The organism is Endozoicomonas sp. ISHI1 (genome assembly GCF_024606225.1).
Taxonomy (GTDB): domain Bacteria; phylum Pseudomonadota; class Gammaproteobacteria; order Pseudomonadales; family Endozoicomonadaceae; genus Endozoicomonas_A.
In genome coordinates this window covers 20,745-43,902 of the sequence record NZ_JAGRPU010000037.1, presented here as the reverse complement: position 1 = coordinate 43,902, position 23,158 = coordinate 20,745, and the positions used below count along the sequence as shown (strand labels likewise).

General features: G+C 48.5%; 6 protein-coding genes. All 6 read left to right on the top strand.

The features are described 5' to 3' along the window. The first annotated feature begins 4 nt into the window (after window positions 1-4). On the top strand, window positions 5-3,739 hold the full coding sequence (locus tag KBW69_RS18995) for a DUF4116 domain-containing protein (RefSeq protein WP_257281888.1): 3,735 nt from the start codon (window positions 5-7) through the stop codon (window positions 3,737-3,739). 200 nt (window positions 3,740-3,939) lie between these two features. Beyond that, window positions 3,940-7,704, top strand: coding sequence for a DUF4116 domain-containing protein (locus KBW69_RS18990; RefSeq protein ID WP_257281887.1), 3,765 nt, complete (start codon window positions 3,940-3,942; stop codon window positions 7,702-7,704). A gap of 169 nt (window positions 7,705-7,873) precedes the next feature. Further along, window positions 7,874-11,488, top strand: a complete 3,615-nt coding sequence (locus KBW69_RS18985; protein WP_257281886.1) for a PEP/pyruvate-binding domain-containing protein — start codon at window positions 7,874-7,876, stop codon at window positions 11,486-11,488. A gap of 350 nt (window positions 11,489-11,838) precedes the next feature. Further along, on the top strand, window positions 11,839-15,462 hold the full coding sequence (locus KBW69_RS18980; RefSeq protein WP_257281885.1) for a PEP/pyruvate-binding domain-containing protein: 3,624 nt from the start codon (window positions 11,839-11,841) through the stop codon (window positions 15,460-15,462). Window positions 15,463-15,632: 170 nt separating this feature from the next. Next, window positions 15,633-19,229: a PEP/pyruvate-binding domain-containing protein gene (locus tag KBW69_RS18975; RefSeq protein WP_257281884.1), complete on the top strand. Its 3,597-nt coding sequence runs from the start codon at window positions 15,633-15,635 to the stop codon at window positions 19,227-19,229. 241 nt (window positions 19,230-19,470) lie between these two features. Next, window positions 19,471-23,115 (top strand): PEP/pyruvate-binding domain-containing protein, encoded by a 3,645-nt coding sequence (locus tag KBW69_RS18970; protein WP_257281883.1) that lies wholly within the window; start codon window positions 19,471-19,473, stop codon window positions 23,113-23,115. Window positions 23,116-23,158: the final 43 nt, after the last annotated feature.

Genomic DNA, 23,158 nt, shown 5'->3' with positions numbered 1-23,158 from the left:
CTGGATGTTACCTGAACGTATTGACAGATCGGATAGTCAAACCCCGGCAATGAATCTAAAACAGGATGCCGAAAATAGTCCATCCAAACGGTATTTCAGTGGTCTTGACACCGGTAGCGTTCCGATCAGTCAAACGCCTTTAGACAAGCGCTTTTGCAGTTTACCTGTTTCAGATCAGGTTGCTCACTATTCGCCCTCCGACCGCAATCAACTCGGGGGCAAGGGAATGTTTTTGTGGCGCATGAAGCAAGCTGATCTGCATGTTCCGCCATTTGAATGTGTGACAGCCCGGGTAATGAATGCTCTCGAACAACACCCTCTGGATTTCCATTGTTTAGACCGATATTTCCACGGGATCATCCTTGAGCCGGAGGCAGAGTGGAGTCTGATAAAGATCAGGGAACACCTCAATGCCTTGCTACCTGAGGAGCAAAACAACAGGGATAAATGGCTGACGGGCCTGGCGCAATTTGTTGCCAGTCATGACTTTTATGAACAGGTTAAAGATTCTGAAGCAGCCCGACATATAAGGGATCTGAGCTGTCAGCTCTGCACATCACAGCCGGTGATTGTCCGTAGTTCTGGCATCTACGAAGACAACTACGGCGACGCTCAGGCGGGCAAATACCTCTCTGTCGTTCAGGGAGAAGACGATGTTTTAAGAACCTGCCTCAAGGTCATGGCCTCAGGTTACCGGGCTGAAGTCTGTCCCGGAGTGATACCACCACCTATGGCACTGATCATCCAACAATGCATTGACTGCAAATATGGCGGGGTCGCCATGAGCTTTCAATCTTTTCAGGATGATACCGTCAGGGTTGAGTACACTCGCGGTCAACCCAAAGGCGTGGTGTCAGGGCAATTTGGCAACACGCCGCACCGTATCGATATTTTTCGTCAGGATCGCAAAGAAGGAACTGGCCATTATCAATACGTTCCCGGGAAAGTCTCAAGTCAATTCATCCTGCAAAAAAACACCAACGGCTACTCGGAAAGAGAAATTAATGATGCAGATGTTCAATCAAACGACGGTAGACAACCAGTCAGTGATTACATGGTTTCAGAACTCAGGAAGGTGGTGACAAATCTGGAGGACCTGTTGCTCTGCCCTGTGGATGTGGAGTTTGCCATCGATCATCAGGGTTGCCTATTCGTGTTGCAGGTGCGCCCTATAACCCGACTCTCAGGCGGCATGGATTTTGCCATGGACATACCGGAAGATAGTCTCGCCATTGGCGAGACCGTCAGCGAAGGCTATTGCACCGGGCCCATCTGGCTGGCCAAAAAACAAGAGGCTGACACTATGCCACACGGAGCCATTGTCGTGGCCCACCATGCTGAAGAGTGGATGCTTGTGTCTGAGTTCCTGAAACGGGCAAGAGGTTTTGTTATTGCCGAAGGAGGGTTCAATGATCATGTAGCGATCCTCATGAGACAGGAAAAAACACCCTTAATGCTGGCTGGTGGTGAGTATGAGACAGTGGTCGCTCAGGATGGCCAGCAAGCGACACTGGGCTGTGCTCGCTTTAACGGAAAGTCTGGTGCCTTCATTGTCACTGGTGACATGACCAGAGAACTGGCTAGTCACAGAAGCCTGTCCTCTGTTGTTTCTGATGTGTCGTCGGTAAAAGCTGCCCCGTCACGGGATGATTTATCTCCCCCTGAAGGCACATTCTGTCAGGTCGCCAGCGGTTTTCAATGGCTCACAGATCAAAATGCCCGCCTGCTGGGATTTTTTGCCCCTGATGGTGGACTGGGTTGTCTGGCAAACCCGATAAAACTGAGCATGTCGCCACAACGATCAAAACTACTGGCTGAGACCATAGATAACATAAACCGGCTAATTCACGGGGCCGAAAAACTGCTGGATGGTTACCGGGCATTCTTGCAGTTGGCGATTGAAAGCTGTTCACCCGAGGTCCAACGATTGTTGAATGAATTACCAGAATTGATCTGCCGGTTCGAGACCTTGAAAAAGACCATCCAATCCGGGTTAAAGAGTATCATTCTGCCAATGCAAGCCGCTGAAGAAGGGCAGGTATCCCGGCGAAATTTTCGTCAATGGATAGAAGACTGCTATCAGCTCCAATGCTGTCTTCAAGCACTCAAACCCAATACGGCTGATCAGGTGCGGAGCGTCCATGAGCTGATTTTTACCCTGCATCAGCGCTTTGTAGAGGCGCTGGCACCGGTGTCTCTGGCTTCGGGTCAGGGCAGGATATCTATCAAAAAGAACATCACTTTTGTCGATTGCACGACTCCGGGTGGCCTGGGTGAAAAGGTACCGCTATTAACGCCGTCCGCCAAAACGTCCATCAAACAATCACGGAGTAAAGGGACTGTCGTCCTTATGGATGATGCCTTGATTGTTAACCTGAAGTTAGGAAGTCATGTTGGCCTTGTCGAGTTACTTGAGAATGCAGAGGGGGGTAAAGGACGAACCTTGCGGCTGAAATTTTCTGACCAATTTAATAAACCTGATATCGTGAGTAAAGAAGGCAAGTTAAAGCGTATGTGGTTTTTGGTGCAGTTACTGAAAGTGATCGAGCTGGATAAACAGGCTGGTTGCATGAAGCTAAGCTGCAACGCTGTAGCGGGTGAAATTATCGTTGAATGCTCCCGAATGAAATCACTTCCAGCCCAGCAGGATGCCTTTGAAAAACTAATCATTGCGTTAAATGGTTCGTGTAATCTGGATCTGGAATTGGAGCAGGTAGTCATTTTTGAAGGAGATCAGTGGGACTTTAACCTGCTTGCACAACGCCTTAATCGTGATATTGAGACAGAAGCCGATAGATTCGCTTTTCAACATTGTCTTTTCTCAATGTTTTATGATCATAGTTTGTACATTACTTCCAATTGCCACATTTCTCTGGCCTGCGACCAGCTATTAAGAAAACACCAACGACAGTTTATTGAACATTGTCGACGGTTGGGTGAATCAGAGGACGATCTTCGGGAAGTATTCATGAGTGACGAGATCGCTGAGGACACCCGCAGAGAACTTTTACAGCATCTTTTATTGATAGATCCGGAACATGCTATTCCATTGTTTGTGCCAGTGTATCCCCATCTGGAAGGTCAATACTATGTTATCAAACCATCCTGCAATGCCAGACTGGAGTTTGATGTCCCTCCGGATCAGTCACTTCCGGATGATAAAGAAAAGGTCAGGAATATCCTGCTTCAGAATGGGCTGTTGTATGCCAGCGAAAGGGTTCGAAATGATAAGGACGTTGTATTACCCACTATTGAAGTCTATCCAGATGACCTGAAATATGTGAGTGCAGAACTGAAGGATGATAAAAAAGTCGTCATGGCCGCAGTTACTCAGGATGGTAGCCAGCTGGAATTTGCCAGCCCAAAGCTTCAGGACAATAGAGAGGTCGTCATGGCCGCCGTCACTCAGGATGGTATTAACCTGGTTTATGCCAGCCCAAAACTACAGGATGCTAAAGAGGTCGTCATGGCCGCTCTTGCAACCTATTCAGAAGCTCTGCGTTATGCCGGCGAAAATGTACGCGGCGATAAAGAAGTTATTCAAAGCGCAATGGCTGTTGATATTGATTGTTTATGTTATGCCAATGAAACGTTATTGAATGATCGAGAGTATATGCTGGACTTAATTGAACAGAACCCCTGCACCTTCAATTTTGTTGCTTCTGATCTTGAAAATGATGAAGCTTTTATCGAGGCAGCAAGAGAAAGAAACCAGGAAGTACTTAAATACGTCTGGTAATCTGCGAATAAGGTCTTATCTATTCTGACAGTGCAAACAAACCGTGTTGCCAGCTTATTGCCGTTCTTTCTACGTTCTTTCTATTGCGTTCTTCTGGCTGACCGGTGAACTTTATAAAAATATCATGGTCAAAAGTAAACTAATTTATTTGTGCGCTAGCGATTAAATCATGGATGAAGGTTAACATGAGGAGGGATACCATGATGTTACCTGCTTGTTTTAATAAACCTGCTCATCAAACTCTGGCAACTCAGCCAGTTCAGAAGACCGGGACTGACAGTTCAGACAAAGGATACCTGAGTGATCGTAATAACAGTGACGTTACGATCTGCCAAACGGAACTCACCAAGCGCACCTGCCATTTATCTGTTTCAGGTCAGGCTGCTGGCTATTCAGCCCACGTCCGGAAAGAATTGGGGGGCAAGGGAATGTTTTTGCAGCGCATGCAGTCAATAGGACTGCGTGTCCCATCGTTCCAATGTGTTACAGCCCGAATCATCAACGCTCTTGAACAACTTCCCCTGGATACCCATTGTTTACCGCGCTATCTCCCCGGGATTGTCACTGTGCCGGGGTCAGAGAGCAGCCTGACCAACATCCGGGAACACCTGAATACCTTGCCACCTTCAGAGCACAGCAAAAAGGATGAATGGCTGGCGGGCCTGGCGCAATTTGTTGCCAGTAGTGACTTTTACGAACAGGTTAAAGACTCTGAAGTAGCCCAACACATCAGGGATCTGCGCTGTCAGCTGGACGAAAAGTCCACATCACAGCCGGTGATTGTCCGCAGTTCTGGTATCAACGAAGATAACTACGGCGATGCCCAGGCGGGCAAATACCTCTCTGAAGTTCAGGGAGAAGAGGATGTTTTGCGTACCTGTCTTAAGGTTATGGCGTCAGGTTACCGGCCTGAAGTCTGTCCTGAAGGTATACCTCAACCCATGGCACTGATCATCCAGCAGTGCATTGATTGCCGATATGGTGGGGTCGCCGCGAGCTTTCAATCCTTTCAGGATGATACTCTCAGGGTTGAGTATGGACCTGGTCAACCCAGAGGCGTTGTGGCAGGGCAGTCCGGTAACACGGCCCACCGAATCGATATTGCTCGCATAGAAGGCGCTGACATCTGGGAATACTTTCCCGGGATGTTTTCCAGCCACTTCATCCTTCGCAAAAACGCGGATAATAACGGCTATCTGGAAAAAAGAATTCATGATGCGGATGTCCCATCAGACGGCGACGGGCAGCGACTCAGTGATGACACGGTTTCAGAACTCAAGGAGATGGTGATAAAGCTGGAAAACCTGTTGTTCTGCCCGGTGGATGTGGAGTTTGCCATCGATCGTCAGGGTTGCCCGTTTGTGTTACAGGTACGCCCCGTTACCCGACTCTCTGGCGGTATGGATTTTGCCATGCCTGTACCCGAAGACAGTCTGGCCAGTGGCGAAGCCGTAAGCGAAGGCTATTGCACCGGCTCCATCTGGCTGGCCAAAGAACAAGACGCAGTCGCCATGCCAGATGGAGCCATTGTCGTCGCCCACCACGCTGAAGAGTGGATGCTTGTGCCTGAGTTCCTGAAACGGGCAGGCGGTTTTATTATTGCCGAAGGAGGGTTTAATGATCATGTAGCGATCCTCATGAGACAGGAAAAAACACCCTTAATGCTCGCTGGCGGTGAGTATGAGACAGTGGTCGCTCAGGATGGCCAGCAGGCGACACTGGCCTGTGCTCGCTTTAACAGTAAATCTGGTGCCTTCGTTGTGGCTGGTGATATTACCGAAAAACTGGCCAGTCACAGAAGCCTGTCCTCTGCTGTTTCTGATGTGCCGTTAGCAAAAGCCGTCCCGTCACGGGATGATTTGTCTCCCCCTGAAGGCACATTCTGTGAGGTCGCCAGCGGTTTTCAATGGCTCACAGATCAAAATGCCCGTCTGCTGGCATTTTTTGCCCCCGGTGGCGGACTGGATTGTCTAGCAAACCCGATAAAACTGAGCATGTCGCCACAACGATCAAAGTTACTGGCTGAGACCATAGATAACGTAAACCGGCTGATTCAGGGGGCTGAAAAACTGCTGCATGGGTACCGGGCATTCTTGCAGTTGGCGATTGAAAGCCGTTCATCCGTGGTTGATCAATTGCTGAACGAATTACCACAATTGATCTGCCGGTTCGGTACGTTGAAACAGACCATCCGATCGGTATTAAAGAGTATCATTCAGCCAATGCGAGCCAGTGAAGAAGGGCGGATATACCGGCGAAGTTTTCGTCAATGGATAGAAGACTGCTATCAGCTCCAATGCCATCTTCAGGCACTCAAACCCAATACGGCTGATCAGGTGCGAAGTGTCCATGAGCTGATTTTTACCCTGCATCAGCGCTTTGTAGAGGCGCTGGCACCGGTCTCTCTGGCTTCGGGTCAGGGCAGTATATCTATCAAAAAGAACATCATCTATGTCGATTGCACGACTCCGGGTCGCTTGGGTGAAAAGACACCGCTATTGACGCCGTCCGCCAAAACTTCCATCGAACAATCACCAAGAGGCGGGACTGTCATCAGTATGGATGATGCCTTGATTATTAACCTGAAGTTAGGAAGTCATGTGGGCCTTGTTGAGCTGCTTGAGCATGCTGAGGGGGGTAAAGGACGAACCCTGCGGCTGAAGTTTTCTGACCAATTTAATAAACCTGATGGTGTCAGTAAAGAAGGCAAGTTAAAGCGTATGTGGTTTTTGGTGCAGTTACTGAAAGTGATCGAATTGGATAAACAGGCTGATAGCATGAAGCTAAGCTGCAACGCTGTAGCGGGTGAAATTATCGTCGAATGCTCCCGAATGACATCACTTGAAGCCCAGCAGGATGCCTTTGAAAAACTGATCATTGCGTTAAACGCTCTGTATAATCTGGATCTGCAATTGGAGAGCATAGCCATTTTTGAAGGAGACCAGTGGGACTTTAACCTGCTTGCACAACGCCTTAATCGTAGTATTGCGACAGAAGCCGATAGATTCGCTTTTCAACATTGCCTTTTCTCAATGTTTTATGATGAGAAATTCTACACTTATGTCCAGTGCCATATTTCTGAGGGTTGCGACCAGTTAATAAGCAACCACCAACGACAGTTTATTGATCATCCTCGACGGTTAGGTCAATCAAGGCACAATCTTCAGGAAGTATTCATGAGTGGTGAGATGGGTGAGGATACCCGCAGGGAACTTTTACAGCATCTTTTATTGGTACATCCGGACCATGCTATTCCATTGTTTGTGTCTGTCTATCCTCATCTGGAAGGTCAGTACTATGTTATCAAACCATCCTTTAATGCCAGACTGGAGTTTAATGTTCCTCCGGGTCAGCCACTTCCGGAGGATAAAGAAAAGGTCAGGAATATCCTGCTTCAGAATGGGCTGGTGTATGCCAGCGAACGGGTTCGAAATGATAAGGATGTTGTATTACCCACTATTGAAGCCTATCCAGATGACCTGAAATATGTGAGTGCAGAACTGAAGGATGATAAAAAGGTCGTCATGGCCGCAGTGACTCAGGATGGTGACCAGCTGGAATATGCCAGCCCAAAACTTCAGGACGATAAAAACGTTGTCATGATCGCAGTCACTCAGGATGGTAGGAATCTGGATTATGCCAGCCAAAGACTTCAGGACGATAAAGAGGTCGTCATGGCCGCTATCACAACTTATCCGGCAGCTCTGCGTTATGCCGGTGAAAATGTACGCAGCGATAAAGAAATCGTGCGAAGTGCAATTGCTGATCAAATTTCTTGCTTATATTTTGCCTCTGAAACGTTATTGAATGATCGGGAGTATATGCTGGACTTAATTCAACAGAACTCTTATGCCTTCAATTATGTTGCGTCCGGGCTTAAACACGATGAGACTTTTATCGAGGCAGCAAGACAAAAAAACCACAATGTTCTTAAATACGTCAGGCCTTCTGCGAATAAGGTCTGATCTATTCAGGCCAGGTTGACCAGCTTAAACCCCGTTGCCAGCTTATTGTTGTTTTTTCTATTGTGCGCTTCAGGCTGGCGGGTGAACTTTATAAAAACATTATTGTCGAAAGAGGGTAATTACCAGCCATTGAGGCATGGGTGAATATTGACATGAGAGGGATATCCTTATGTTGCCTGCTAATGTTGGCAGATCAGATTTTCCAACCCTGACAACGAACACAGATCAGAATACCCGAGTCGACAGCCCAACTAATGGGACTGAGAGTTCACCCAAAAATTATTTCAGTGATCCTGATCCCAATGGTTTATCTGACCCAACGTCACTCACCGAGCGCACCTGCCGTTTATCTATTTCAGATCAGGCTGCTAACGATTCTCTCCCAAGCCGTGAGCAACTTGGGGGCAAGGGGATGTTTTTGCAACGCATGGCGGCAATAAATCTGCCTGTCCCGCCGTTCAAATGTGTTTCAGCCCGGGTAATGCATGCGCTTGAACAACACCCTCTGGACTCCCATCGTTTAGCCCGCTATCTCCCCGTGATCGTCCTTGAGCTGGAGGCAGAGTGCAGCCTGATAAAGATCAGGGAACACCTCAATGCCTTGCCACCTGTAGAGAAAAATAAAAGGGATAAATGGCTGGCGGGTCTGGCGCAGTTTGTTGCCAGTCATGATTTTTACGAACAGGTTAAAGATTCTGAAGCAGCCCGACACATCAGGGACCTGCGCTGTCAGCTGGACGAACAGTGCACATCACAACCGGTGATTGTCCGCAGTTCTGGCATCAACGAAGACAGCTACGGCGATGCCCAGGCGGGTAAATACCTCTCTGAAGTTCAGGGAGAAGAGGATGTTTTGCGTACCTGCCTCAAGGTCATGGCCTCAGCTTACCGGCCCGAAGCCAGCCCCGGAATGATACCCCCACCCATGGCACTGATCATCCAGCAGTGTATTGACTGCCAATATGGCGGGGTCGCCATGAGCTTTCAATCTTTTCAGGATGATACCATCAGGATTGAGTACACACAGGGTCAGCCAAGGGGTGTAGTGACAGGACAGTCCGGTAACACGCCCCACCGCATCGATATTGCTCGCGAAGAAGGCGCTGAAAAGGCTCAATACTTTCCCGGAACGGTTTTAAATCAATTCATCCTTCAAAAAAACAGTGAAAATAATGGCTATTCGGAAACAAGAATTGATGATGCGAATTCCCGGTCAGACGACGGCGGGCAGCGACTCAGTGATGACACGGTTTCAGTACTCAGGGAGATGGTGGCAGAGCTCGAAAACCTGTTGTTCTGCCCAGTGGATGTGGAGTTTGCCATCAACCATCAGGGTCGCCTGTTCCTGTTGCAGGTGCGCCCCATAACCCGACTCTCTGGCGGTATGGATTTTGCCATGCGCATACCCGAAGACAGCCTGGCCAGTGGCGAGGCCATTAGCGAAGGCTATTGCACCGGACCCATCTGGCTGGCCAAAAAACAAGACGCAGGCTTGATGCGACATGGAGCCATTGTCGTGTCCCAGCACGCCGAAGAATGGATGCTTGAGTCCGGGTTTCTGATGCGGGCAGGTGGTTTTGTCATTGCCGAGGGCGGATTCAATGATCATGTGGCGATCCTCATGAGACAGGAAAAAAAGCCCTTGATGCTGGCTGGTGACAGGTATGCGTCAGTGGTCGCTCAGAATGGCCAGCAAGTCACGCTGGCCTGCGCCCGCTTTAAGCGTAAGCCCGGTGCCTTTATTGTGGCCGGTGACATTACCGAGAAACTGGCCAGTCACAGGAGCCTGGCTTCTGCTGCTTCTGATGTGCCTTTGGCAAAAGCTGTCCCGTCACGGGATGATTTATCTCTCCCTGAAGGCGCATTCCACGGGGTAGCCAGCGGTTTTCAATGGCTCACGGATCAAAATGCCCGTTTGTTGGCACTTTTTGCCCCCGGCAGCGGACTGGATTGTCTGGCAAACCCTATAAAATTGAGCATGTCGCCACAACGATCAAAACGACTGGCTGAGACCAGGGACCACGTAAATCGGCTGATTCACGGGGCTGAAGCACTGCTGGGGGGTTACCGGGCATTTTTGTGGCTGGCGGGTGACACCGGCTCAGCCGAGGTCAAGCCATTGTTGGAAGAGTTATCGCAACTGAGCAACCGATTCGAGGCGCTAAAACAGATCATCCGATCCGGTTTAAACAGTATTATTCTGCCAATGCAAGCTGCTAAAGACGGGCAGCTATCCCCGGGGATTTTTCGTTCGTGGTTGGCAGACTGTCATCTGCTCCAATCCTGTCTTCAAGCCCTCATCCCTGAGGAGGCTGAGCAGGTGCGGAGTGTCCATGAGCTGATTTTTGCCCTGCATAAGCGCTTTGTAGAGGCATTGGCACCGGTCACTCTGGCTTCAGATCAGGGCAGGATATCTACGGAAAAAAACATTACTTATGTCGATTGTACGACCCCGGGTGAACAGGCACCGCTATTGAGGCTCTCCGATAAAGCATCTATGAAAGAGCTAGGGCTTTCCGGGACAGTCATCAGTATGGATAAAGCCGTGATTGTTAACCTGAAGTTAGGGTGTCATGTGGGTCTTATTGAGCTGCTTGAACACGCAGAGGGGGGTAAAGGACGAACCTTGCGACTGACATTCTCCGACAACTTTGATGTAACCGATTATGATAAATCCGGCAAGTTCAGGCGTATGTGGTTTCTGGCGCAATTATTGAAAGAGATCGGACTGGATAAAAATGCTGGCAGCATGAAGCTGAGTTGCAACGCTGTAGCGGGTAAAATGACCATTGAATGCCCCCGAATGAAATTACGTCAAACCATGCAGCATGCCTTTGAAAAACTGATCATTGTGTTACGTGCTATGTATAATCTGGATCTTGATTTGAATTCCAGGCCCATTTTTGAAGGAGGGCAGTGGGACTTTAACATCCTTGCACAACGTATTAATCGTAATGTCGCGACTGAAGCAGAGAGATTCGCCTTTCAACATTGTCTTTTTGTAAAGTCTCATCTAAATGGAAGTGTTTGGCACATTACTTCCGGTTGCTGCCGGTTTTTGAGTAAATACTACCAACAGTTTGCCTATGGTGCCCGGCTGCTAAGTCTGTCTCGGCAGTCAACGTTACTCAGGGAAAATCCGGGGGAACTTCTGAGTGAAAGATTAATGAGTGATGAGATTTCTGAGGACATCCGCAGGGAACTCTTACATCATTTTTTGCTAATAAATCCCACTAGTGCTACCAGATTGGTTGAGCAAGTGTATGACTTGGAAAATCAATGCTTTGTCATTAATCCATCTTACTGTTACAGGTTGGAGTTTTATGTGCCACCGGGTAAACCGCTTGGCGATCATAAAGAAAAGGTCAGGAATTGCCTGCTGAAACATGGACTGCAATATGCCAGCCAACGGGTTCGAAATGATAAAGTTTTTGTATTACCCGCTATTTCAGAACATCCTGCAGAACTGCGATATTTGAGTGAGGAGCTGAGGAATGATGTAGATGTAGTCAAGGCCGCTGTCGCAGAATATCCCAAAGCTTTGTGCCATGCCAGTGAAAGAGTACGAAGTGATAAAAACATTATTGAAAGCTTAATGGCTGTCAATGTTGATACCTTAAGATATGCCAATAATACATTATTGAATGATCGCGAGTACATGCTGAACTTAATTGCACAGAATCCTCGTGCGTTTATCTTTGTTGCTTTCAGGCTTAGAATAGATAAGGCTTTTATCGAGGCAGCAAGACAAAGAAACCCCGAAGTTCGTGGATACGTCTGGTGATCTGCGAACCAGGCCTGATCGATTCAGACAAGGTTGACCAGTGTAAATCATCTTGCCAGCTTGTTGTTTTTCCTTCTAATGCGTTCTTCAGGCTGACGGGTGAACTTTATAAAAACATTATTGTCGAAAGGAGGTGATCACTAGCAGCCTGTCGGACTTAAGGCCGTCCTACTGCGGTTGCAATAAATTGGTCTAAAAATTCCTGCTTCTTCGTCAAATAGCTCGCTATTCTCCTCAGAAGCAGAAATTTTTATCCTCAATTTCTTGCAATCCTCGCTACGGACGCTTAAGTCCGACAGGCTGCTAGCCATTGAGGCATGGATGAATATTAACATGAGAAGGATATCTTGATGTTACCTGCTCGTATTGACACATCGGTCCGTCAAACCCCGGCAATGAAGCCAAATCAGGATACCGGAGCCAACAGTCCATCCGAACGGTATTTCAGTGGCCCTGATACCAGTGGCGCTCTGACCGCGCAAACGCCATTAGACAAGCGCTTCTGCAGTTTATCTGTTTCAGATGAGGTTGCCAGCTGTTCTCCCTCCAATCGAAAACAACTCGGTGGCAAGGGGATGTTTTTGCGACGCATGAAGCAAGCCGGTCTGGATGTTCCGCCATTTGAATGTGTGACAGCCCGGGTAATGAATGCTCTCGAACAACACCCTCTGGATACCCATCGTTTTGACCGTTATCTCCCCGGGAACGTCCCTGAGCCGGAGGCAGAGTGCAGCCTGATAAAGATCAGGGAACACCTCAATACTTTGCCACCTTCGGAGCAAAACAAAAGGGATAAATGGCTGGCGGGTCTGGCGCAATTTGTTGCCAGTCATGATTTTTACGAACAGGTTAAAGATTCTGAAGCAGCCCGACTCATCAGAAACCTGCGCTGTCAGCTGGACGAACAGTGCACATCACAACCGGTGATTGTCCGCAGTTCTGGCATCAATGAAGATAACTACGGCGACGCACAGGCGGGCAAATACCTCTCTGAAGTTCAGGGAGAAGAGGATGTTCTGCGAACCTGTCTCAAGGTCATGGCCTCGGGTTACCGGCCTGAAGTTTGCCCCGGAATGATACCACCACCCATGGCTTTGATCATTCAACAGTGTATTGACTGCAAATATGGCGGGGTCGCCATGAGCTTTCAGTCCTTTCAGGATGATACTGTCAGGATTGAGTACACACCCGGTCAGCCCAGAGGCATAGTGGCAGGACAGTCCGGCAACACGCCCCACCGCATCGATATTGCTCGCAAAGAAGGCGCTGAAAGCTGGCAATACTTTCCCGGAACGGTTTCAAATCAATTTATCCTCCAAAAAAACAGCGAAAATAACGGCTATTCGGAAACAAGAATTGATGATGCGAACCCCCGATCAGGCGACGGCAGTCATCGACTCAGTGATGACACGGTTTCAGCACTCAGGGATGTGGTGACAAAGCTGGAAGACCTGTTGCTTTGCCCGGTGGATGTGGAGTTTGCTATTGATCATCAGGGTTGCCTGTTCCTGTTGCAGGTACGCCCCATAACCCGACTCTCTGGCGGTATGGATTTTGCCATGCCTATACCCGATGACAGTCTGATCATTGGTGAGGCCGTCAGTGAAGGCTATTGCACCGGGCCCATCTGGCTGGCCAAAAAACAAGAGTCAGACATAATGCCACACGGAGCCATCGTCCTGGCCCGACACGCCGAAGAATGGCTGCTTGAGCCCGGTTTCCTGATGCGGGCAGGTGGTTTTGTCATTGCAGAAGGAGGATTCAATGATCATGTGGCGATCCTCATGAGACAGGAGAAAAAGCCCTTAATGCTGGCAGGTGGCAGGTATACGGCAGTGATCGCTCAGGGTGTCCATCAAGTCACGCTGGCTTGCGCCCGCTTTAATAGTAAATCCGGTGCCTTCATTGTGGCCGGTGACATTACCGAAAAACTGGCCAGTCACAGAAGCCTGTCTTCTGTTGTTTCTGATGTGCCGCTGGCAAAAGCTGTCCCGTCACGGGATGATTTGTCTCCCCCTGAAGGCACATTTCATAAAGTTGCCAGCGGTTTCCAATGGCTCACGAATCAAAATACACGCCTGTTGGCATTGTTTGCCCCCGGCAGTGGACTGGATTGTTTGGCGAACCCCATAAAATTAAGCATGTCGCCACAACGATCAAAGCTACTGACTGAGACTGCGGATAACGTCAATCGTCTGATTCATGGGGCTGAAGCACTGTTGGAGGGTTATCAGGCATTCTTGCGTCTGGCGCGGCATAGCGATTCACTTGAGATCATGCCATTGCAGGAAGAATTACTGCAACTGTTCAACCGGTTCGCGGCGCTGAAACAGACCCTCCGGTCCGGGATAAAGAGCATCATTCTGCCAATGCAAGCCGCTGATAACGGGCAGCTATCTCCGGGAATGTTTCGTCCGTGGCTGGCAGACTGTCATCTGCTGGAATCCTGTCTTCAAGCTCTCAGCCCTGAGGAGGCTGAGCAGGTGCGGAGTGTCCATGAGCTGATTTTTGCCCTGCATAAGCGCTTTGTAAAGGCATTGGCACCGGTCACTCTGGCTTCTTGTCAGGGCAGGATCTCTACGATAAAGAAAATCACCTATATCGATTGCACGACTCTGGCTGAGCCGGATGAGAAGGTGCCGCCGCTATTGAGGGCCTCGGCCAAAGCGTCTATGGAAGAGCTAGAGCTTTCAGGGACTGTCATTAGTACGGATGAAGTTGTGATTGTCAACCTGGAGTTAGGAAGTCATGTGGGCCTTATCGAGCTACTTGAGCGTGCAGAGGGAGGGAAAGGACGAACCTTGCGGCTGAGATTTTCTGACCAATTTAATGGAACGGATGACGATGATCAATCCGGCAAGTTCAGTCGTATGTGGTTTCTGGCGCAATTATTGAAGAAGATAGAACTGGATAAAAATGCGGGTAGCATGAAGCTAAGTTGCAACGCCGTTGCGGGTGAAATGACTGTCGAATGCCCCCGAATGAAATTTCGTCAAACCATGCAGGATGCCTTTGAGAAGCTGATCATTGTGTTACGTGCTATATGTAATCTGGATCTTGATTTGAATTCCAGTCCCATTTTTGAAGGAGGTCAGTGGGACTTTAACTTGCTTGCACAACGGCTTAATCGTGATCTGGCGACAGAAGCGGATAGATTCGCCTTTCAACATTGCCTTTTCGTAATGTCTTATCGTAATGAGAGCCGCAGGTACATTCTTGTCCCTTGCAGCCAGCTTTTAAGCAAACACTACCAACAGTTTTCTCATCATGCCCGGTTGTTGTCCAGGTGGCCAGATTTTCTCCAGGGAAAACCGGGGGGTGTTCTGTTGAAAATGTTTATGAGTGATGAGATAAGTGAGAACACCCGCAGGGAGCTCTTGCATCATTTTTTGTTATTAAATCCCATAATCGCTACTAAATTGGTTGAGCAATTGTATGACTTGGGTAATCAATGCTTTGTTATCAATCCATCTTACCGTTACAAACTGGAGTTTTATCTACCACCGTGCCAACTGCTTGGGGATCATAAAGAAAAGGTCAGGGAGATCCTGCTGAAGCATGGATTGAAATATGCCAGCCATCGGGTTAGGAATGATAAAGATTTTGTATTACCCACCATTTCAAAACATCCCACAGAACTGCAATATTTGAGTGAGGAGCTGAGGAATGATAGTGATGTCGTCAAAGCCGCTGTCGCAGAGTTGCCCAGTGTTTTAAGTTATGCTGGTGGAAGAATTCGAAGCGATAAAAACATTATTGAAAGCTTAATGGCTGTCAGTGTTAATATCTTAAAAAATGCCAGTAGAACGTTATTGAATGATCGCGAGTACATGCTGAACTTAATTGCAAAGAATCCACTGGCTTTCAAATATGCTACTTCCAAGCTTAAAATTGATGATGCTTTTATCGAGGCGGCAAGACAAAGAAATCCTGAAGTTGGTAGATACGTCAGGTGGTCTGCGAATAAGGTCTGATCTATTCAGACAACGTTGACCAGTGTAAATCGTCTTGCAAGCTTGTTGTTGTTTCTTCTATTGCGTTCTTAAGGCTGACGGGTGAACTTTATAAAAACATTATTGTCTAAAAGGGGATAATCACTAGCCATTGAGGCATGGATGAATATTAACATGAGAAGGATATCTTGATGTTACCAGCTCGTATTGACACATCGGTCCGTCAAACCCCGACAATGAAGCCAAATCAGGATACCGGAGCCAACAGTCCGTCCGAACGGTATTTCAGTGGTCCTGATGTCAGTGGCGCTCTGACCGGGCAAACGCCATTAGACAAGCGCTTCTGCAGTTTATCTGTTTCAGATGAGGTTGCAAACTGTTCTCCCTCCAACCGGGAACTATTCGGTGGCAAGGGGATGTTTTTGCGACGCATGAAGCAAGCCGGCCTGGATGTTCCGCCATTTGAATGTGTGACAGCCCGGGTAATGAATGCTCTTGATCAACACCCTCTGGATACCCATCGTGTAGACCGTTATCTCCCCGGGATCGTCCTTGAGCTGGAGGCAGAGTGGAATCTGATAAAGATCAGGGAACACCTCAATACTTTGCCACCTTCGGAGCAAAACAAAAGGGATAAATGGCTGGCGGGTCTGGCGCAATTTGTTGCCAGTCATGATTTTTACGAACAGGTTAAAGATTCTGAAGCAGCCCGACTCATCAGAAACCTGCGCTGTCAGCTGGACGAACAGTGCACATCACAACCGGTGATTGTCCGCAGTTCTGGCATCAATGAAGATAACTACGGCGACGCACAGGCGGGCAAATACCTCTCTGAAGTTCAGGGAGAAGAGGATGTTCTGCGAACCTGTCTCAAGGTCATGGCCTCGGGTTACCGGCCTGAAGTTTGCCCCGGAATGATACCACCACCCATGGCTTTGATCATTCAACAGTGTATTGACTGCAAATATGGCGGGGTCGCCATGAGCTTTCAGTCCTTTCAGGATGGTACTGTCAGGATTGAGTACACACCCGGTCAGCCCAGAGGCATAGTGGCAGGACAGTCAGGTAATACGCCCCACCGCATCGATATTGCTCGCGAAGAAGGCGCTGAAAGCTGGCAATACTTTCCCGGAACGGTTTCAAATCAATTCATCCTCCAAAAAAACAGTGAAAATAACGGCTATTCGGAAACAAGAATTGATGATGCGAACCCCCAATCAGGCGACGGCAGTCATCGACTCAGTGTTGACATGGTTTCAGCACTCAGGGATATGGTGACAAAGCTGGAAGACCTCTTGCTTTGCCCGGTGGATGTGGAGTTTGCCATTGATCATCAGGGTCGCCTGTTCCTGTTGCAGGTGCGTCCCATAACCAGACTCTCTGGCGGCATGGATTTTGCCATGTCCGTACCCGAAGACAGTCTGGCCAATGGCGAGGCCGTCAGCGAAGGTTATTGCACCGGACCCATCTGGCTGGCCAATAAACAAGAGGCAGACACTGTACCGCATGGAGCCATTGTGGTGGCCCAACACGCCGAAGAATGGATGCTTGAGTCCGGGTTCCTGATGCGGGCAGGTGGTTTTGTCATTGCTGAGGGCGGATTCAATGATCATGTGGCGATCCTCATGAGACAGGAAAAAAAGCCCTTTATGCTGGCGGGTGGCAAGTATGCGTCAGTAGTCGCTCAGAATGGCCAGCAGGTTACGCTGGCCTGCGCCCGCTTTAACCGTAAATCTGCTGCCTTCATTGTGGCTGGTGATATTACCGAAAAACTGGCCAGTCGCAGAAGTCTGGCCTCTGCTGTTTCCGATGTGCCGTTAACCAAAGCCTTCCCATCACGGGATGATTTGTCTCCCCCTGAAGACACATTCAGTCAGGTCGCCACCGGTTTCCAATGGCTCACGGATCAAAATGCCCGCCTATTGTCGTTTTTTGCCTCCGGGGGTGGACTGGATTGTCTGGCAAACCCCATAAAATTAAGCATGTCGCCACAACGATCAAAACTACTGGCTGAGACGAGGGATAACGTAAATCGGCTAATTCATGGGGCTGAAGTACTGTTGAAGGGTTATCGGGCCTTTTTGCTACTGGCGGGCGACAACAGTCCACCCAAGGTCGAGCGATTGCTGATAGAATTACCGCAATTGGAATACCGGTTCGAGACGCTGAAACGGACCATCCGCTCCGGTTTAAAGAGTATCATTCTGCCAATGCAAGCCGCTGAAGGCGGCCAGTTATCTCGGAGAATGTTTCGCCCGTGGGTGGCAGACTGTCATCAAATGCAATCCTGTCTTCAAGCTCTCAACCCTGTTGAGGCTGAGAAGGTGAAGAGTGTCCATGAGCTGATTTTTGTCTTACATAAGAGCTTTGTAGAGGCATTGGCACAGGTCGCTCTGGCTTCGGCTCAGGGCAGGGTGTTTACGAAAAATAAAATCACTTATGTCGACTGTACGACCCCGGGTGAAAAGGCAACGCTATTGAGTTCTTCCGGAAAAGCATCTATGGAAGAGCTAAAACTTTCAGGAACTGTCATCTGTATGAATGAAGCCGTGATTGTTAACCTGAAGTTAGGGGTTCATGTGGGTCTTATCGAGCTACTTGAGCACGCAGAGGGAGGTAAAGGACGAACCTTGCGGCTGACATTCTCCGACAACTTTGATTTAACCTACGGTGATAAACCCGGCAAGTTCAGGCGTATGTGGTTTCTGGCGCAATTATTGAAGGAGATCGGACTGGATAAAAATGCGGGTAGCATGAAGCTGGGTTGCAACGCTGTAGCGGGTAAAATGACCGTCGAATGCCCCCGAATGAAATCACCTCAAACCATGCATGATGCCTTTGAAAAACTGATCATTGTGTTACGTGCCATGTCTGATCTGGATTGTGATTTAGACGGTACGCCCATTTTTGAAGGAGGTCGGTGGGACTTTAACTTGCTGGCACAAAGCCTTAATCGTGATATAGCGACAGAAGCGGATAGATTCGCCTTTCAACATTGCCTTTTTGTAAAGTCTTTTCTGAGTGGGACTCGTGGGCTCATTGACCCTTGCTGGCGGTTTTTGAAGGAACACCACCAACAGTTTGCTCATCATGCCCGGCGGTTGGGTGTGTGTAAGAGGTCAGTGTTTCTTAAGGAAAAACCGGAAGACAGTCTGTGGGAAATGTTAATGAGTGATGAGATCAGTGAGGGCAGCCGCAGGGAGCTCTTGCATCATTTTTTATTATTAGTTCCTAAAAGCGCTATCAGTGTGGTTGAGCAATTTTATGACTTGGGTAATCAGTGTTTTGTTATTAATCCATCTTACCGTTACGGATTGGAGTTTTATGCGCCACCGAGTCCACCGCTTGGGGATCATAAAGAAAAGGTCATGAATACCCTGCGCAAGCATGGACTGAAATATGCCAGTTCACGGGTTCGGAATGATAAAGACTTTGTATTGCCCACCATTTCAGAACATCCAGGAGAACTGCCATATTTGAGTGACGATCTGAGGAATGATATTGATGTCATCAAGGCCGCTGTCGCAAAGTCTCCGAAAGCTTTGTGTTATGCCGCTGAAAGAATCCGAAGCGATAAAAACCTTATTGAAAGCTTAATGGCTGTCAATATTGATATCTTAATAGGTGCCAGTAAAACATTATTGAATGATCGCGAGTACATGCTGACCTTAATTGCACAGAATCCTCGTGTGTTCATGTTTGTTGCTTTCGAGCTTGGAAGTGATAAGGCTTTTATCGAGGCAGCAAAACAAATAAACCCTGAAGTTCTTAGATACGTCAGGTTTTAGGTGTCTCTGTGCAAATTCAGTGGATTGTCTGTCGGCAACCACTGATTTCAGCGATCTGCGAACAAGGTCTGATCCATTCAGACAAGGTTGACCATTTTAGGCCGTGTTGCCAGCTTACTGTTGTTTTTTCTATTGTGTGCTTCAGGCAGACGGGTGAACTTTATAAAAAGATTATTGTCGAATGAGGGTAACTACCAGCCATTGAGGCATGGATGAATATTAACATGAGAGGGATATCCTTATGTTGCCTGCTAATGTTGGCAGATCAGATTTTCCAACCCTGACAACGAACACAAATCAGAATACTCAAGCTGGCAGTTCAACTAATGGGACTGAGAGTTCACCCAAAAATTATTTCAGTGATCCTGATCCCAATGGCTTATCTGACCCAACGTCACTCACCGAGCGCACCTGCCGTTTATCAATTTCAGATCAGGCTACTAACGATTCTCTCCCAAGCCGTGAGCAACTTGGGGGCAAGGGGATGTTTTTGCAACGCATGGCGGCAATAAAGCTGCCAGTCCCGCCGTTCAAATGTGTTTCAGCCCGGGTAATGAATGCGCTTGAACAACACCCTCTGGATTCCCATCGTTTAGCCCGCTATCTACCCGGGATCGTCTTTGAACCGGAAGCAGGGTGGAGTCTGATAAAAATCAGGGAATACCTGAATACCTCGCCACCATCAGAGAAAAACAAAATGGATAAATGGCTGGAGGGTCTGACACAATTCATTGTCAGTAGTGACTTTTACGAACAGGTTAAAGATTCTGAGGCAGCCTGCCACATCAGGAATCTGCGCTGTCAGCTTGAAGAACAATCCACGTCACAGCCGGTGATTATCCGCAGTTCTGGCATCAATGAGGACAACTACGGCGATGCCCAGGCAGGTAAATACCTCTCGGAAGTTCAGGGAGAAGAGGATGTTCTGCGAACCTGTCTCAAGGTCATGGCCTCAGGTTACCGGCCTGAAGTTTGTCCCGGAGTGATACCACCCACCATGGCACTGATCATCCAGCAGTGCATTGATTGCCGATATGGCGGGGTCGCCATGAGCTTTCAATCCTTTCAGGATGATACCATCAGGGTTGAGTACACACCCGGTCAGCCCAGGGGTGTTGTGGCAGGACAGTCAGGTAACACGCCCCACCGCATCGATATTTCTGGCGAAGAAGGGGCTGAAAGCGTTCAATACTTTCCCGGGACGGTTTCAAGTCAATTCATCCTTCAAAAAAACACGGATAATAACGGCTATTCGGAGACAATCATTTATAAGTCAGATGCCCCACCAGACGACGGTGGGCAGCGACTCAGTGATGACACGGTTTCAGCACTCAGGGAGATGGTGACAAAGCTGGAAGACCTGTTGCTCTGCCCGGTGGATGTGGAGTTTGCCATTGATCATCAGGGTCACCTGTTCCTGTTGCAGGTGCGTCCGATAACCAGACTTTCTGGCGGCATGGATTTTGCCATGCCCGTACCCGAAGACAGTCTGGCCAATGGCGAGGCCGTCAGCGAAGGTTATTGCACCGGAGCCATCTGGCTGGCTAAAGAACGAGAGACAGAGGCTATGCCACATGGAGCCATTGTGGTGGCCCGATACGCCGAAGATTGGATGCTTGAGTCCGGGTTCCTGATGCGGGCAGGTGGTTTTGTCATTGCCGAGGGCGGATTCAATGATCATGTAGCGATCCTTGTGAGACAGGAAAAAAAGCCCTTAATGCTGGCGGGTGGCAAGTATAAGTCAATAGTCGCTCAGAATGGCCAGCAGGTCACGCTGGCCTGCGCCCGCTTTAACAGTAAATCTGGTGCCTTCATTGTGGCTGGTGATATTACTGAAAAACTGGCCAGTCACAGAAGCCTGGCCTCTGCTGTTTCCGATGTGCCGTTAACCAAAGCCTTCCCATCACGGGATGATTTGTCTCCCCCTGAAGGCACATTTTGTCAGGTCGCCAGCGGTTTCCAATGGCTCACGGATCAAAATGCCCGCCTATTGTCGTTTTTTGCCTCCGGGGGTGGACTGGATTGTCTGGCAAACCCCATAAAATTAAGCATGTCGCCACAACGATCAAAACGACTGGCTGAGACGAGGGATAACGTAAGTCGGCTAATTCATGGTGCTGAAGCACTGTTGAAGGGTTATCGGGCCTTTTTGCTGCTGGCGGGCGACAACAGTCCACCCAAGGTCAAGCGATTGCTGAAAGAATTACCGCAACTGAACAACCGGTTCGAGTTGCTGAAAAAGACTATCCGATCCCATTCAAAGAGTATCATTCTGCCCATACAAGCCTCAGAAGACGGGCTGCTATCCCGGGGAATGTTTCGTTCGTGGATGGCAGGCTGCCATCAGCTGCAATCCTGTCTTCAGGCTCTCAACCCTGAGAGGGCTGAGAAGGTGCAGAGTGTCCATGAGCTGATTTTTGCCTTGCATCAGCGTTTTGTAGAGGCATTGGCACCGGTCACTCTGGCTTCGCGTCAGGGCAGGATCTTCACGAAAAAGGACATCACCTATGTTGATTGTACGACTCCGGGTGTGTTGGGTGAAAAGTCACCGCTATTGAGGCCGTCTGGCAAAGAATACATGGAAGATTTAGGGCTTTCAGGGATTGTAATCAGTATGGATGAAGCCTCGATTGTTAACCTGAATCTTGGAAGTCATGTGGGCCTTATAGAGCTACTTGAACACGCGGAGGGGGGTAAAGGACGAACCTTGCGGCTGACATTTTCTGACAAATTTGATCGACCTGGTGACGATGGTAAATCCGGTAAGTTAAGGCGTATGTGGTTTCTGGGGCAATTATTGAAAGAGATCAAACTGGATAAAAATACCGATAACATGAAGCTGGGTTGTAACGCCGTAGCAGGTGAAATGACCGTCGAATGCTCCCGAATGACCTCACCGAAAATCATGCAGGATGCCTTTGAAAAACTGATCAAGGTGTTACGTGCTATGTACAATCTGGATCGTCAGTTTGGGAACAAGCCCATTTTTGAAGGAGGTCAGTGGGACTTTAACTTGCTTGCACAACGCCTTAATCGTGACGTTGCGACAGAAGCGGATAGATTTGCCTTTCAACATTGCCTTTTCTTAATGTCTTATCGGAGTGGAGGGGGGTGGTACACTTCTGCCGCTTGTCGCAGCTTATTAAGCAAACACCACCAACAGTTTGTTCGTCATGCCCGGCGGTTAGGTGAGTGTCAGTGGTCAGTGTTTCTTCGGGAAAAACCGGAAGACAGTCTGCGGGAAATGTTAATGAGTGATGCGATCAGTGAGGACACCCGCAGGGAGCTCTTACATCATTTTTTATTATTAAATCCTAAAAGCGCTACCAGATTGGTTGAGCAGGTGTATGGCCTGGGAAATCAATGCTTTGTTATCAATCCATCTTACCGTTACCGATTGGAGTTTTATGCGCCACCGGGCCCATCATTTGGGGATCATAAAGAAAAGGTCATGAATGCCCTGCGCAAGCATGGGCTGGAATATGCCAGCCAACGGGTTCGTAATGATAAAGACTTTGTATTACACGCCATTTCAGAACATCCCCTGGAACTGCAATATTTGAGTGAAAAGCTGAGGGATAACAGAGATATCGTCGTGGCTGCGGTCGAAAAGTATCCCTGGGCTCTGCGTTATGCAAGTGAAAGACTCCGAACTGATAAAGACATTATTCGAATGGCCATTGCTGATAGTATTGATACCTTATCATTTGCCAGTGAAAAGGTATTGAGTGATCGCGAGTATATGCTGGACTTAATTGCAAAGAATGCTCGAGCTTTCATATATGTTGCTTCCGGGCTTAAAGATGATACCGCTTTTATCGAGGCTGCAAAACAAAGAAACCCCGAAGTTCTTGAATACGCCGCATCATCTGCGAATAAGGTCTGATCTATCCAGACAAGGTTCCCCACTACAAACCATGTTGCCTGCT

What these genes read in the sequence shown, in the direction of transcription:
- KBW69_RS18995 (WP_257281888.1), top strand. Translation starts at nt 5, where the DNA reads ATGTTACCTGAACGTATTGACAGATCGGATAGTCAAACCCCGGCAATG.
- KBW69_RS18990 (WP_257281887.1), top strand. Translation starts at nt 3,940, where the DNA reads ATGATGTTACCTGCTTGTTTTAATAAACCTGCTCATCAAACTCTGGCA.
- KBW69_RS18985 (WP_257281886.1), top strand. Translation starts at nt 7,874, where the DNA reads ATGTTGCCTGCTAATGTTGGCAGATCAGATTTTCCAACCCTGACAACG.
- KBW69_RS18980 (WP_257281885.1), top strand. Translation starts at nt 11,839, where the DNA reads ATGTTACCTGCTCGTATTGACACATCGGTCCGTCAAACCCCGGCAATG.
- KBW69_RS18975 (WP_257281884.1), top strand. Translation starts at nt 15,633, where the DNA reads ATGTTACCAGCTCGTATTGACACATCGGTCCGTCAAACCCCGACAATG.
- KBW69_RS18970 (WP_257281883.1), top strand. Translation starts at nt 19,471, where the DNA reads ATGTTGCCTGCTAATGTTGGCAGATCAGATTTTCCAACCCTGACAACG.